Raw genomic sequence first — 14311 nt, forward strand, 5'->3', positions numbered from 1 at the left:
TGTCTGCATTCTCCTTTGTCCGCAGCGTAATACCATTTAAGTAACTTCCTTCATATTGCCATCAGGTGATTTAAGTAGTACCAGTTGTTTTTATAATTCGCCCATCTCGTTTCGAAACTCTACTAGAATCGAGAAGTCATATTATGAGGAAGATAATAGTGATGGGAAAAGTAGAGATTTCGGTGTTCTTGTAGTAGCACTTTTTTAACAACCTCCCGGTGAAGTAATTTTCAAATTATCAATAAGATAAAATCACTAAAAACTCACTAGTAAAATCCGACTAAATATATACAATATTTAGATATTTGTGTAAACTTAAGTAGTGGTTTTTTGGTAGTTTTATATATTAATGGTATTAAAAGGAAAATAAGGTTGTAAAGGAGAATGAGGTTGAAAAGGACGAAAAGGGCATTTAGGATTAGTAGTTTGCTTCTTGTTTTTGTAGTATTTCTTTCAGGTTGTACAGTTGCCTTTCGAGGTGAGCTTACAAGTGAGGAGACGTTTTACCTGCAGGCGTTCGATGGTTCAGTTACCGAAACTGAAGTGAGTAACTCAGATAATTTGGAAGTTGAAGTTGATCCTAACACTACTGTTGGTGGGTACATACAAACTCCGTCTGGCGATACCTCAGTATACTGGGTGCCGATGTATACTAATGGTCTGGATGGAATCATGTATTATGATATGGATACAGAAACTGGTCTGCCAACAAAAATTCCAGAATCCGCAACTGTTCAGAATATCTTAATCAACCCAATGGATCCAAATCAGGTGCTTGTTTCGATTGATGTACTTGATCAAGATGGTCAAAGTGTTGATGGATTTACACATGTTTTTGTAAGTGAAACAAGTTCAGAGAACGGAATAAAATTTTTTGATTTCGATTATGTAAATGGCAGTGATTTCGGTGGAATACCTCCATTGGCAGTTGAAGAAGAGCCAATAGTGGTTGACCCTATGAATGTACCTGCTGATAGTCCTGTGTGGAGAACAGGTGATTCAACTTCTACTATATTTGGCTATTACAATTTAAATGCAAGTTTCTTTAACAAGCTTGCAGTGTCTCTTGAAATTCCTATGCAAACAACATTACATCCTCTTCTTGATAATCTCGGGGAGAACACAGAGTCTCCAGAGGATGGAGTAACTGCGATTTTATCGTTAATTAACGGAAACGCTTGGGAAAAAGGAAGTTTTTCGCTTGATTTAAAAACGGGTACTACTGATTTTGCAACAGCAGTAAATGTTCCATTACCAGAACTAACTGCAACAACACCTGCAACGGGCACTGTTCAGTTAAGTTGGCCGGCTGTTTTTGGAGAAGCGACTGGATATCGTATTTTTCAAGATGGCGAACCTATTGGTGAAGTAGGTTCGGACGTAACAACATATGAGGTAACAGGTTTAACTGTCGGACAAACCTATGAGTTCTCAGTTAAAGGGATATTAGAGATTGATGATGAGTTAGTTGATAGTGTACTAGAATTATCCGCCACCCAAACTGTTGTGGATGTTCAAGCACCAGTGGTTACCCTTATAGGAGATAACCCGATAATAATTGGCCATGGGAGTGAATTCGTAGATCCAGGAGCAAAGGCTACTGATGATGTTGACGGTGATTTAACAGATAAAGTGGCAGTTACAGGTACTGTAGATACAAACACTCCTGGTGAGTATACACTTGTTTATTCAGTAACAGACAATGCTGGAAATAAAGGTCAAGCCTCTCGAATTGTTCGAGTAGTTGACCAAGATGCACCAGTTATTACATTAAAAGGGGATAACCCACTTACAATTGAGCAAGGAAGCCAGTTTACAGATCCAGGCGTGACAGCAACCGATGTTGTAGATGGTGACCTAACAGATAAGGTTACTATAACAGGTGAGGTAGATAGCGATACTCCTGGTGAATATAAGCTTGTCTACCAAGTAACAGATAGTGCTGGTAATAAAACAGAAGTTACACGTTTAGTAAAGGTTATAGAAAAAAAGACTGCACCAACAACTGAAGTCGAGAAAGATAAAGGCACTAAAGGTGGAGGTTCTTTACCTAAAACAGCTACTAGCCACTTTAATTGGTTATTAATTGGCTCTGTTCTTGGACTTGCTGGTGTATTGCTCCTAGTTGGCTTGAAAAGAAGAGTAAGAGCGTAGAAATGTTATAGGAACCTATTAGTATATTGTTCATTACTAATAGGTTTTTTTATTACCTATTTACTTCGGAGTCCTTTTGCCAAAACCAATTAAGGATATTCTAAAATAGAGTATGACTATCATACACAGAGAAAGGTGGAATTGACATGAAAATAAATCGAATTCATCACATTGCGATTATCTGTTCAGAATATCAAAAGTCTAAGGAGTTTTATGTTGATAAACTGGGGTTACCGGTTATCAGCGAAACGTACCGGGCTGAACGAGATTCATATAAACTGGACCTTGCAGTAGGGGACAACTACCAGATAGAGTTATTTTCTTTCACTAAACCTCCTAAAAGACCAAGTTACCCTGAAGCCGCAGGACTTCGACATCTAGCCTTTGAAGTTGATAACATTGAAGAGGCAGTTGGTGAGTTGCTAGCGAAAAATATTAAAGTAGAACAAATACGCGTTGATGAGGTAACAGGTAAGAAATTCACATTTTTCAATGACCCGGATGGTCTGCCTTTAGAGTTATATGAGCGGTAGAATATAGAAAGTTGGTAAACTGGTAAAAAATATATACCTAACTTTTTACTTGTATAGTACAATTTACCTATATTTTAAGAAAATAGAGGAGATATAGGAAATGAACAAAAACTGGATTGCTAGAATTGGTCTAGCATTGGCTTTACTTTTAACAGTATATAATTTCTTTATCGTTGACACTCCAGACAAAACTGCAACGGGTCTCATATTAGTCCTTCTTATCGGTGTGAATGTACCGAATATCGTGAAAAAGTAAATTAGTTTTTTTAGAGTTTACTCGACTGTTGATGTACAGCTTTAAGCTAGAACAGTATATGCCTGTCCCTTATATAATGGGAGCGGGTATTTTTTTTATAAATCCAATCCATAAAGGTATTTTGCATCTCTACTTCTTTTAAAAGAGAAGTACCCAATATTTGAGCAATAGTATTGTTACGATTATCAGTGGTGGATTAAATGAAGTATTTGATTTATATGAAGCACCGCTGTTGAGCAGTTTTAGGAACTATTCAGATTCTGGAGTGGAAGAGATACCAGTTCACAGGAGTAAAGTTGGTAGTGATTCTGGTGTATATGGTGCCTTGAGGCTGGCGATAACGGGAGATGTGGGAATTAAATAAGCTGTGTTCTTTACACAGACTTTATAAACTATTAACACTACATATATAAGGGGTTTACTTAGTGAAGGTAGACTGAAGTAAATAAGCAATATGATTTCTAAGGAGGTACATAATTGGTTCTGTTTAGAAAATGTTTGCTCTGTTTACTTGGAATTTTAAGTATATCTCTTATCTCTTATAAGTTTATGGAAATTGTTGCTTCGTACTTTTATAATTTGTGGTTGTTTATTTAAGACCTAACACCTGTATATTACATAATATTTCTTCTTAGGTAATGTATCCTGCTTCTCTGTGTCACTTTGTTAATTCTCCAATCTTTTGACATGCTTCAATATTATTACGATAAATGTAATTTTTTGTTCATACATTAGTAATGTCTGAGATGTAATCTTGTATTGAAGGATGTGATATGTATGGGTTTAAAAAGACTTTATCATCAGTTCATGATTACCGTACTTAAGAAGCGAACTCAAGATAAATATAGCGAATATATTAATGAAAAACGAATTAGATATCATAAAATTAAGGTGTATTTAATTGAAGAAAGAAATGCAATGAAGTAAGTTCTGCATGAAATACTTAAACCTCCACTAAGACTTGGCGAAATGCTGAGTCTTTTTTTATGCCATTATTTATTAATAAAATATGGAGAACACGTATAGTTAAATTCGGCCTTAAAATCCTTCCGATATCTACCATTCACAAAAAATAACTGGTGATAAATTCTGTGCAAAAAGGCAACCTATCTATATTAACACTGGATAGTGGCTGTATACTTGCGGCGATACATATACACTATGTTTGTTCATTTACCATTAAAAAGGTATTGAAAATGAACAAGTAATAGTGTAAATTAAAATAAAAACACATCGAAAGGTGTCGAAAATGAACGTAGAAGAGTTAAAAATACTTAGAGAATGTAATCGAACGGAAAAACTGACACAACGAGATATCGCGAACTTATGCAATATATCATTAGGAAAAACAAATAAATTATTCCACTCGCTGCAAGAGGAAGGCTATCTACTAAAGGATATAAACGGATATACACTAACAGAGACCGGGCATAAACTCCTTGAAAACTACCGAGTTGATAATGCAATAGTTATGGCGGCAGGGTTTGGCTCTCGATTTGTACCACTTACGTATGAAACTCCAAAGGGACTGTTAGAAGTGTTTGGTGAGCGAATGATTGAGCGTCAGATTAAACAGTTACTAGAAGCTAACATTACCGATATCACGATTGTCGTTGGATATTTAAAAGAAAAGTTCGAATATCTAATTGATAAATATGGCGTAAAGCTTGTCTACAATGAAGAATATGATACAAAGAATAACTTAGCTACACTTTATCATGTTCGACATTTATTAAAAAACACATATATTTTATCGAGCGATAATTATATAACCAAGAATTTGTACAATGAGTTTGAATTCGAGAGCTGGTACAGTGCTGTTAAATCAGAAGGTGAGACAGCTGAGTGGTGTTTATTGACTGATAAAAAAGAGCGAATTAAAAACATTGAAGTTGGCGGCTCAAATGCCTGGCATATGTATGGCCCTGTCTTTTTCACAAAAGACTTCTCGGATTCAATGATCCCTCTTTTGGAACAAGCCTATTACCAACCTGGTACGGAAGATTTTTATTGGGAGCATGTTTTAAAGGACAATCTTGATAAACTGGAAATGTACATCAACCGTCAGGAGCCTGGTACAGTATATGAGTTTGAAAGCTTAGAAGAGCTAAGGGATTTTGACTCAACCTATCGTGACCAATCGAAAAATGAAGTAATGTCACTGTTATCCTTTATTTTTAAAGTGAAGGAAGATGAGATTAAAGATATTCAGCCTGTCAAAATAGGGATGACAAATCGTTCGTTTTTATTTGAGATAGATAAGAAAAAGTATATATGTCGGATACCTGGAGAAGGTACTGAGAATTTAATTAATAGAGTGGAGGAATACCAAAGTCTTCAGGCGGTTATTCCGTTGAATATCACCGAGAACATTATCTACATTGATCCAAAGAGTGGGATAAAAATTTCGGAATTTGAAAAAGAAGCTAGAAATGTAGATACAAATAATGAAACTGAGATTCGTAAGTGCATGAACATGATTCATAAGCTTCACAACAGTAACATTGTTGTTCCACACAGCTTTAACTTTGAAAAGAATATTTTATTTTATGAAGAACTCTGTAAAGATAATGATGCGATTTTATTCGAGGACTATCCACTTGTTCGAGCTAAAATGAGCGAGCTTCTTTCCATTTTAAAAAGGATGAATCTCCCATCTGCATTTTGTCATATTGATGCACATGTTGATAATTTCCTAGTCTTACCGAATGGTGAATTTAAGTTAATCGACTGGGAGTATGCAGGAATGTGTGACCCTGTAATTGATCTTTCGATGTTTGCTCTTTACTCGAATTATAACGATGAACAATTAGAAAAAATAATGGGTTATTATTTTGAAGGAAATGGCCCAACTGTCGAAGAGCGCCTAAGAATTTATATGTATATAGCATTAGGTGGATTTTTATGGGCTATGTGGGCTCAATATAAACAAGCCCTGGGTGTGAAATTTGGGGAGTACACACTGACTATGTACCGGTATGCAAAAAACTATTATAGAAAAAGTTTGGATCTAATGGGGGAAACAAAGTATGAATTTGCAAAAAAGTAAAAAGGGGCAAGAAATTGATTGGTTCTTAACGCTTGGTCCTCTTCTATTAATTATTGGACTAGCTCTTGTATTGTTTATATTTCCTACCGCGAGTGGAAATGCAATTGAATTTTTAAGAAGTATCTTTGTAGGGGAATTTGGTTCGTTTTATATGGTATTTGGCCTTGGAGTGTTTCTATTATCCATTTGGCTGGCATTTTCTCGCTTTGGGAATGTAAAGCTTGGAAAGTTAGAAAAGCCTCGTTTTAATACTTTTTCATGGGGTGCAATGATTTTTACCTCAACAATGGCTGCTGATATTTTATATTGGTCATTAATTGAATGGGCTTATTATTTCGGTGCAACACCGTTTGGAATTGAAAATCCAACTCTTGTTCAGAAAACGGATTTTGCTGCATCTTATCCGTTATTCCACTGGGGGCCCATTCCATGGAGTTTCTATCTCCTTCCTGCAGTTGCGTATGGATATATGATTTTTGTTAAAAATCGCAAACGTCAAACTTTATCTGAGGCATGTCGGTCTACAATTGGCGATCGCGCAGATGGATTTTTAGGAAAAGCAATTGATATCTTTTCAATCGTAGGATTGCTTGCTGGGACTGCGACAACGTTCTCACTAGCTACACCTTTGCTATCATTAGTAGTATCAACAACATTGGGAATACCACAAAGCACAACCTTAACTATTTTAATTTTACTAATTATTGCACTTGTTTATACAGCGGCCGTTACGTTTGGGCTAAAAGGAATTTCACAGCTTGCAAAAATTTGTGTTGGGATCTTTTTTACCCTTATCGCAATCTTCCTCATCTTTGGTCCAACAAAATTTATTGTAGAGAGCGGCGTAACTGGTATTGGGAAGTTAATCAATGATTTCTTTAGTATGTCAACCTGGATGGATCCGCTACGTGTATCTAGTGAAGGCGGTTCTGGATTCCCACAAGACTGGACAATCTTCTACTGGGCATATTGGATTGCATGGTTTGTAGCAACTCCATTCTTTATTGGTAAAATTTCAGAAGGACGTACAATCAAACAAACGATTGTTGGTGGATTTACTGCAGGATTGCTTGGGACATTTACTTCATTTATTGTATTTGGTAATTTTGGTCTATTCCACCAAACTCAAGGTAACGTAGATGCAGCTGGTATGCTTTCTGCAGGCGCATCCCCATCTGAAGTAATCGTACAGATTTTTAACCAACTGCCAATTAGTGGAATCGCAATGGGATTATTAGCACTAGCAATGATTGCTTTTTACGCAAGTACATTTGATGCAATAACATTAGTCGTGTCAGAATACTCTTTGAAAAAACTAGAAGTTGGACAAGAGCCGCCGAAGTATATTCGCGTATTCTGGGCGTTAATCTTTATCATCTTACCAATCGCACTTATCTTTAACGAAACAACCTTAACGATGCTACAAACTATTTCAATTGTTGCAGCATTCCCATTGGCAATTATCATGGGAATAATCATATATAGTTTCTTGAAGGATATTAGTAGGGATCATAAAGTGGAAAAACAATAAGTTTGATAAAACCCTTTTTAGTAGATGCATGTTTCTGCTGAAGAGGGTTTTTTGTTGTGTCTTATAGGTAAGGAGTGTAATTTTATTTTGATTGACTAGCTGTAAAAGCAAAAAAAAGTGAATTATAGTTTGGTAGTATGATTTAGACCTGTTGGGTGGTATGAAACAGGGAAAAAGTGAGATCAGAACAAACAAATTTGAGGAATAAATTTGATAATTGCATAATAGTAAGTAACAATTGCAGGATAATTACAATAATTGCATGATAGTATGTAGCAATTGCAGTATATTCTCAATAATTGCATGATAGCTTTTGTTTCTATATTAACCCTATCAAATTGCCTAGTGGGCCAAGTTACTAAATTAGACCAAAAATGCTATAGTTGAAGTAATAATTTTAGGATAATAACTGGGGGCAGACTGATGAGTTCAGATATTCTAGTCATTGGTAGTTTAAATATGGATATGGTAGTGGGAGTCACGAGACGACCCGAATGGGGAGAGACAGTTCTTGGACAGGACTTTTTCACCGGTAATGGCGGCAAAGGTGGAAATCAAGCGTATGCAGCGGGGAAGCTTGGAGCCTCAGTTGCAATGCTTGGAAAGGTTGGAGTCGATGTTTTTGGGGATCAACTACTGGCTGGATTACAAGAGGTGGGGGTGGACACTTCCTATATAGAGAGAACCAAAGATATAGCCTCTGGTGTGGCACTAATCAGCATCAACCCTGAAGGAGAAAACAGTATTGTTGTAGCACCTGGGGCAAACAACCAGGTTACCCCTGAGTATGTGAGAAAACATGAGCAAGTAATTCAACAAGCAAAATTGGTGATGGTCCAGCTTGAGATACCTTTAGAAACCGTCTTGGAAATTGCGGATATAGCTAAGAAACACGGTGTTCCACTAATGCTCGACCCTGCACCGGCACAAAAGCTGCCAGATGAGTTATATAAAAAGGTTACATACATTGTTCCAAATGAGAGTGAGTTAGGGATTATTACTGACTCGAAAATTTCTGATGTTGAATCAGCAAAAATGGGCAGCCTTACTCTACTTGAAAAAGGAGTAGAAACCGTCTTCTCAAAATTGGGGAGTAAGGGTGTAGTTGTTAATCGAAATGAAGAAGTGTTCCAAGTTGAGCCGTATAACGTATCAGTGGCAGATACTACAGCTGCCGGGGATGCTTTTGCTGGCGCACTTGCAACGGCAATAGTTGGCGGAAAAAGTCTTAAAGAGGCAACACAGTTTGCCAATGCAGTTGGTGCGTTAACTGTAACAAAATTAGGGGCACAGGTTTCCATGCCAGCCCTAGAAGAAGTAGAACTGTTTATGAAAAGGAGCCACAAATAATGAAAAAAGTCATATTTGATGTAGATACTGGAATTGATGATGCAATGGCAATCGCTTATGCCGTGCACTCGCCGGAATTAGATTTGATTGGATTAACAACATGCTTTGGGAATGTGTCAGTTGAGGAGGCTTCCCGAAATACGTTAGCAGTTTTAGAAAAGTTGGGAAAAAGTGTGCCGGTATACGGTGGGGCATCGAAGCCACTCACACGAGAAAACAAAGCGAATTTTGCAAAACACGTTCATGGTGAGGACGGATTAGGAAATGTATTGGATTTCGAGCCAACCACGACAGTGGAGGCAGGGCACGCTGTTGATTTTATCATTGATAAAATAACACAGTTTCCAAACGAAATAACGTTAATTGCTGTAGGACCACTAACGAACCTTGCTCTGGCATTACAAAAACAACCAGAAATCGTTTCACTAGTTAAGGAAGTGGTGATTATGGGTGGAGCAGTGTATGTACCAGGTAACAAAAGTCCATACGGTGAAGCAAATATCCTAACTGATCCAGAGGCTGCTAAAATTGTCCTTTCATCAGGACTACCGATTACGTTAGTCGGGCTTGATGTTACGCTTCAAACGCTATTACCTAAAACGGAAGTAGAAAAATGGCGACAAACAAGTACCGAGGCAGGAGTATTCTTTGCTGATATGGTCCAGCACTATCTTAGCTTCTATGAGAAGTCGTATCCAGGTATAGGAGGTTGTGGACTTCATGACCCGTTGGCGGTTGGGGTAGCCATTGACCCGAGTTTAGTGAAAACGGAAGAAGTGAATATAACGGTAACAACTGAAGGAATTGAGGATGGACGAACGGTTCCACATCCTGAAGGTAAACCTAAAATTAAGGTGTGCAGAGAAGTAGAAGCAGAGCGGTTTTTAGAGCATTTTCTAAGTAGAGTTATTTAGGGCTTCGATAAGGAGAAGAACTTTATACATGGAACAACAAGTAACAGACCAATTTGCATAGCAAGTTGGTCTGCTTTTTTATGTAAGTTTGTAACGGTTTATCATCTGAAAAATGTACAGGTATTGCTTTGCCACCTTCTTTTGGTTTTGGTTGTAATGAACATGTCATCTGTAGCAGTTCTTGTTACTATCAAAAATTTCAGTAGGTCTATTAACGTTATTTGGAAGTTTTGGAGCATTACGGATAACCAGCTTAGATTGAGTGGATTTGGTATGATGTTACTTAATAGAGACAATAGACTTACAATTTTTATAATACTAAGCGGGACTGGTTTTATAATGTTTATAATGCAGAAAACCCAAAGTCAGTTATCCTATTGAAAAGGAATGATATACTTTTTAAAAATATATAAAGCCAAATGATGTTATCGTCCGTCTAATAGATGTAAGAAGTTAAGGAGGTGGATTTTTTGTTGAATTTAATTAAGAAAGCACAAAAAGGAAATGATAAAGCATTTTTAACGTTATTTCAGCAATACGAACAAGATATTTATAGAACGGCATTTGTATATGTGAAAAATCAAAGTGATGCTCTTGATGTAGTACAAGAAACTGCATATCGTTCATTTAAATCTATTAAAAATCTGAAAGAACCTAAATACTTTAAATCATGGTTAATAAGAATTGCGATTAGTTGTGCAATCGATATGCTTCGAATGCAAAAAAAAGTAGTTCAATTGAAACCAGAATTTGATGAGTTTATATCATCAGATGTCAATGAGGATATTGACTTAGAGATGACAATTAGGGATTTAATTGAACGGTTAAATGAAGATGAAAAAAGTGTGGTTATATTAAGATTTTACGAAGGTATGACAATAAAAGAGGTATCAGAAACACTAGATATTCCTCTGGGTTCGGCAAAGACAGTTTTATATAGAGCTTTAAATAAGCTTCGTAAAAATCTGAAAGGAGTTGATATGTATGAGCAACAAGATTAGACAAGAAATGCATAGAATTGAGATACCAAAGGAACTTAGTGAAAGAAGCAAAATGGGTGTTTCCCAAGCAAAATTAGAGATGGGAACATCAAAACGTAAATGGTCTTATATGATAGGACCAGTCGTAGCGGCTTCAATTGCTTTAGGTATTTTGGGTACTAGTTATTTTTCAAATACTCCACCAGAAAATCCGATTATTAAAACAATGGAGGCCAATACAGTTATCGATATAACTAACCCAAGAGAAGTTGTAGGCTTTGCGGATAATGTATTTTTAGGTAAAGTAATCAAACAAGTTGACACAAAATCACTTAGTGGTTATCCAGAAACGCAATTTGAAGTTGAGGTGCTTGATAATATTAAGGGAGAGTTGGAAGGAACCGTTAAAGTTAACCAGCAAGGTGGCTATGATGGAGATTACTTATTTCTGATGGAAGATGATAAACTTATTGAAGCTGGACAAACGTATTTATTTGCGACAAGGTACCTAAAAGATGAAAATTGGCACACTTTAATACCTGTTGGCGGGGATATTCCTTTTACTGGTGACGAAGAAAAAAATGAGATCATTGAAACATACCAACAGGCATTCAAAGAGGAAATACCATTTAAAAATTAATTAAAATTAGTAGTGGGAAACGCTTGAATTACATCAGGCGTTTTATCTGTCTTATAGAGTGAGTTTTTCTATTGAGAATTAGTATCCAAATAAGTAGTTTCCATTTTGAATGTAAACAAGGATGGGTTCAACTAAGTTACCATTCAGTTTCTCTTTCGCTAATAAGACGACGGATCAATCTGTTGCGACGCAAACTTTTATATTATTTAAGGTTTTTGATATACCGAGTTTTATTTTTACATACATTACTAGTATAAAAGATTATAGAGGAGGGTTATATGAAACATAACCGTCAACGTGTCGGAGGAGTTTTTGCCATTTTTTCCGCTGTACTCTTGGTTATTGTAATGGCTTCTACACAAACGCTTGCGATGAAAGATGTCTCGGGAGATGATGTGTATGAGTTGACTGTAAATTCTCTTGCGACTTATCCAGTTTTGAATTGGGGATTAATGATTGCAGGTGCGATTGGAATGATCTTGATGTTTTGGACGGTAGAAGCTTTGGATGAGCGCATTCGGACCTTTCATCAGACTGCTAGCTCAAATGTATCCCGGTTTGGCTACATTCATCTCATTACATACACCTTATATATGCTCATGCCTTTTTCGATTCTCCATGATCTAGTGAATGAAGACAAGAACGTGTCAGATGCCCTTACTATTGTTAATCCTATTATGGAGATAAGTCTCGTTTTATCAATTGTTTCGTGTATCTTTTTAGGATTGTGGCTTTTGCAGTTAGGGCTGGTTAGTGTAAAAACAAAGGCACTTTCGAAACCATTAGGAATTTTTACTATAGTAATTGGTGGGATTGTCCTCGTCTCGGCAGGTTATGAGGCGTTATATGGTAGGGGAAGTGTACTTGGAATTATCTTGAGTATGCTTACTTTTGCAGGAGCTTTTGTTGTGTGGAAGGTTTGGGTTGGTGTGGAAATGCTGCGAAGATAGGGTAGTATGAAAAACACTCAAGTAACTATGCTTGAGTGTTTTTCATCAGAGCTTAAATTGTATTTCTTTTTCTAGCAACTGCTATAAACGCTGCAATTGCTATACAAATCAGAGACAAGCCTAGAGCTAATACACTATACATATCTGTTCCGGTTTTAGGGAGAGGAGCAGACTTGGAACCTTCTTCTTGTTGTTCAACTACTTTATTTTGGTCTACACTTTCTTTGTTATCTTCTACGAGGATTTTATCATCTGCATTTTTTTCTTCCAGTTGATCAGTAGGTTGCTGATTTTCATTCTGCTCTTCTACCGGTGTTTCTGGAGTATTTGGTTGTTCACCTTGTTCTTCATCACTAGGCTGCTCAGGCTGCTCATCACTAGGCTGCTCATCATCAGGTTGGCCATCACCAGGTTGGTCTTCACCTGGTTCCTCTTCCAATGGGGGTTCAGGTAGTTGTTCCCCAGTAGGTAAAGAAGTGACATTCAGTATATAACTGCTTTGATAAGTTAGATTACCATCATTTAATGTAACGGTGATAGTTGTACTGCCTTCCTCAATAGGCTTCATAATGATCTTTTGGTTTTCACCTGTTCCAGCTAATTGTATCGCACTGTCTGGTAAAACTGTTTGATTAGATGATACAGCCGTTGTAGTAATTTTTTCTACATCACCCATATCTGCATCATGAATTGTATATTCCTTTATTCTAGTAGAGCCCTTGGTCCCAGTAACCCCATATATAAAACCATCTTCTGTTAGCCAATCTGTATTGTGTAATGAAGAGGGTTCTGTGATGGTTCCTAAACTAGAAGCCAACTGGCCATTTCCTTCATTAAAAGGGTACTCAACAAGAAGATTTGCTTCAGTTGACCCCACTTGTATATTCATCTGGTTAATGACTTCAGATTGCAACTTTGCTTTGTTCCAGAATCTAACGTCTCTCAATCCACCTTTAAAGTAACCATCTTGGTTCCAGGTGCTCTTACCTAGGTAATTAATAGGTCTAGAAATACCACCATTCTGAAGACTTGCATTAGCCATATTGGTTAAGTCCATAAAACCTTGCCCTTTTAGCACGCCGTTCCAATAGATAAATGATTGCTTCAAAGAATGGTTGTAGACAACAGCAACGTGTACCCATTGATTTAAAGGAAAAGAATCCTGAGTTCTAGACTGATACGTATTAGTACGATAGCCCTGTTGAGGGAGCGCCTCAAAAACCATTCTTCCGGTTCCGCCTTCAAATGCTAAGTGCAGGTTAAAGTTATCCATTCCGTAAGAAGTGTCAAAAATTCTTTCCCATGCATTAAATCTAAACGGAATCTTTACCCAGCTTTCAAATGTAAATGAATCTGTGTAGATATCCATGCTTGGATATGTTGCATAGGCACCAAATTCATTAAACCCAAGATAATTATTACCTCCAACTTCTGTCAGATAAGGTGCATCTCCGACAGGTGTAACTGTAAGACTAGCAGTCCTAATTTCCTGCTCAAAACTATTTACATTATCCGGGTCCCCTGAACCCTCAATATAAAGGGAATAGTCAATTGTCGTAGTTCCGTTCCAATCCGGAATTGCAGAAAATCTGATTAGTGTATCACTTGTCAATACAAGCATTGAGTCAGGTGAAAGTCTATCAGATATATTTAGCCATTGTGTTCCATTAAACCATTGCCATTGACCGTTAGAATCGTCAACGCTTTTTATAGCAATAAAGCTACTATCTGGCTCAATATCAGATAAAGGTTGTCCATTATATGCACCATGGTCTTCAATAATTGAATCAAAGGTAATAGGTTGGGTAAAGTCGGCTGTCATTGCGTTCGTTGTATGGAGAGGAGATAAAGCTAAAATTAATAAAGTAGCTAGAAAGACTGATAGATAGCGATTTGAAATAGTAGTATGGATTTTCACATTTTTTCCTCCAAGTGTTAATAATCAATGTTGTTA

General features: G+C 36.9%; 13 protein-coding genes. 12 read left to right on the forward strand and 1 reads right to left on the reverse strand.

Annotated features, from left to right (window positions below; translation table 11 throughout):
* Positions 1–390: 390 nt before the first annotated feature.
* The 12 genes from AB3M96_RS05710 (at position 391) to AB3M96_RS05765 (ending at position 12357) form a co-directional block, all read left to right on the forward strand.
* Positions 391–2154, forward strand: coding sequence for an immunoglobulin-like domain-containing protein (locus tag AB3M96_RS05710; protein WP_412966617.1), 1764 nt, complete (start codon positions 391–393; stop codon positions 2152–2154).
* Between the two features lie 146 nt (positions 2155–2300).
* Positions 2301–2687: an SMU1112c/YaeR family gloxylase I-like metalloprotein gene (gene gloA2 / locus AB3M96_RS05715; protein WP_412966618.1), complete on the forward strand. Its 387-nt coding sequence runs from the start codon at positions 2301–2303 to the stop codon at positions 2685–2687.
* A gap of 100 nt (positions 2688–2787) precedes the next feature.
* Positions 2788–2943 carry a hypothetical protein gene (locus AB3M96_RS05720; protein WP_412966619.1) on the forward strand — a complete coding sequence of 52 codons (156 nt, stop codon included), beginning with the start codon at positions 2788–2790 and terminating at the stop codon, positions 2941–2943.
* 160 nt (positions 2944–3103) lie between these two features.
* Positions 3104–3307 (forward strand): hypothetical protein, encoded by a 204-nt coding sequence (locus tag AB3M96_RS05725; RefSeq protein ID WP_412966620.1) that lies wholly within the window; start codon positions 3104–3106, stop codon positions 3305–3307.
* A gap of 413 nt (positions 3308–3720) precedes the next feature.
* Complete coding sequence (locus tag AB3M96_RS05730) at positions 3721–3870, forward strand: hypothetical protein (protein ID WP_412966621.1); 150 nt, start codon at positions 3721–3723, stop codon at positions 3868–3870.
* A gap of 322 nt (positions 3871–4192) precedes the next feature.
* Complete coding sequence (locus tag AB3M96_RS05735; protein WP_412966622.1) at positions 4193–5992, forward strand: sugar phosphate nucleotidyltransferase; 1800 nt, start codon at positions 4193–4195, stop codon at positions 5990–5992.
* Positions 5973–7523: a BCCT family transporter gene (locus AB3M96_RS05740; RefSeq protein WP_412966623.1), complete on the forward strand. Its 1551-nt coding sequence runs from the start codon at positions 5973–5975 to the stop codon at positions 7521–7523. Before AB3M96_RS05735 ends, AB3M96_RS05740 begins: the two co-directional genes overlap by 20 nt.
* A gap of 423 nt (positions 7524–7946) precedes the next feature.
* Positions 7947–8873, forward strand: coding sequence for a ribokinase (rbsK, locus tag AB3M96_RS05745; RefSeq protein ID WP_412966624.1), 927 nt, complete (start codon positions 7947–7949; stop codon positions 8871–8873).
* Positions 8873–9787 (forward strand): nucleoside hydrolase, encoded by a 915-nt coding sequence (locus tag AB3M96_RS05750; RefSeq protein WP_412966625.1) that lies wholly within the window; start codon positions 8873–8875, stop codon positions 9785–9787. The genes rbsK and AB3M96_RS05750 overlap by 1 nt, the downstream gene beginning before the upstream one ends.
* A gap of 470 nt (positions 9788–10257) precedes the next feature.
* Positions 10258–10788 (forward strand): sigma-70 family RNA polymerase sigma factor, encoded by a 531-nt coding sequence (locus AB3M96_RS05755; RefSeq protein ID WP_412966626.1) that lies wholly within the window; start codon positions 10258–10260, stop codon positions 10786–10788.
* On the forward strand, positions 10772–11407 hold the full coding sequence (locus tag AB3M96_RS05760; protein WP_412966627.1) for a hypothetical protein: 636 nt from the start codon (positions 10772–10774) through the stop codon (positions 11405–11407). The genes AB3M96_RS05755 and AB3M96_RS05760 overlap by 17 nt, the downstream gene beginning before the upstream one ends.
* A gap of 278 nt (positions 11408–11685) precedes the next feature.
* The gene (locus AB3M96_RS05765) at positions 11686–12357 is read left to right on the forward strand and encodes a hypothetical protein (protein WP_412966628.1); all 672 of its coding nucleotides are present in this window, start codon (positions 11686–11688) and stop codon (positions 12355–12357) included.
* A 52-nt stretch (positions 12358–12409) separates the two neighbouring features.
* Here the strand turns inward: AB3M96_RS05765 and AB3M96_RS05770 are convergent, their stop codons facing one another.
* Positions 12410–14275: a LamG domain-containing protein gene (locus tag AB3M96_RS05770; RefSeq protein ID WP_412966629.1), complete on the reverse strand. Its 1866-nt coding sequence runs from the start codon at positions 14273–14275 to the stop codon at positions 12410–12412.
* Positions 14276–14311 lie beyond the last annotated feature (36 nt).

It is taken from the genome of Ferdinandcohnia jepli (assembly GCF_047246645.1).
Classification (GTDB): Bacteria; Bacillota; Bacilli; order Bacillales; family Bacillaceae_L; genus Ferdinandcohnia.

Excerpts from the sequence above, each read along its gene's own strand:
- AB3M96_RS05720 (WP_412966619.1), top strand. The coding sequence starts at position 2,788 with ATGAACAAAAACTGGATTGCTAGAATTGGTCTAGCATTGGCTTTACTT.
- gloA2 (WP_412966618.1), top strand. The coding sequence starts at position 2,301 with ATGAAAATAAATCGAATTCATCACATTGCGATTATCTGTTCAGAATAT.
- rbsK (WP_412966624.1), top strand. The coding sequence starts at position 7,947 with ATGAGTTCAGATATTCTAGTCATTGGTAGTTTAAATATGGATATGGTA.
- AB3M96_RS05750 (WP_412966625.1), top strand. The coding sequence starts at position 8,873 with ATGAAAAAAGTCATATTTGATGTAGATACTGGAATTGATGATGCAATG.
- AB3M96_RS05765 (WP_412966628.1), top strand. The coding sequence starts at position 11,686 with ATGAAACATAACCGTCAACGTGTCGGAGGAGTTTTTGCCATTTTTTCC.
- AB3M96_RS05730 (WP_412966621.1), top strand. The coding sequence starts at position 3,721 with ATGGGTTTAAAAAGACTTTATCATCAGTTCATGATTACCGTACTTAAG.
- AB3M96_RS05735 (WP_412966622.1), top strand. The coding sequence starts at position 4,193 with ATGAACGTAGAAGAGTTAAAAATACTTAGAGAATGTAATCGAACGGAA.
- AB3M96_RS05760 (WP_412966627.1), top strand. The coding sequence starts at position 10,772 with ATGAGCAACAAGATTAGACAAGAAATGCATAGAATTGAGATACCAAAG.
- AB3M96_RS05740 (WP_412966623.1), top strand. The coding sequence starts at position 5,973 with ATGAATTTGCAAAAAAGTAAAAAGGGGCAAGAAATTGATTGGTTCTTA.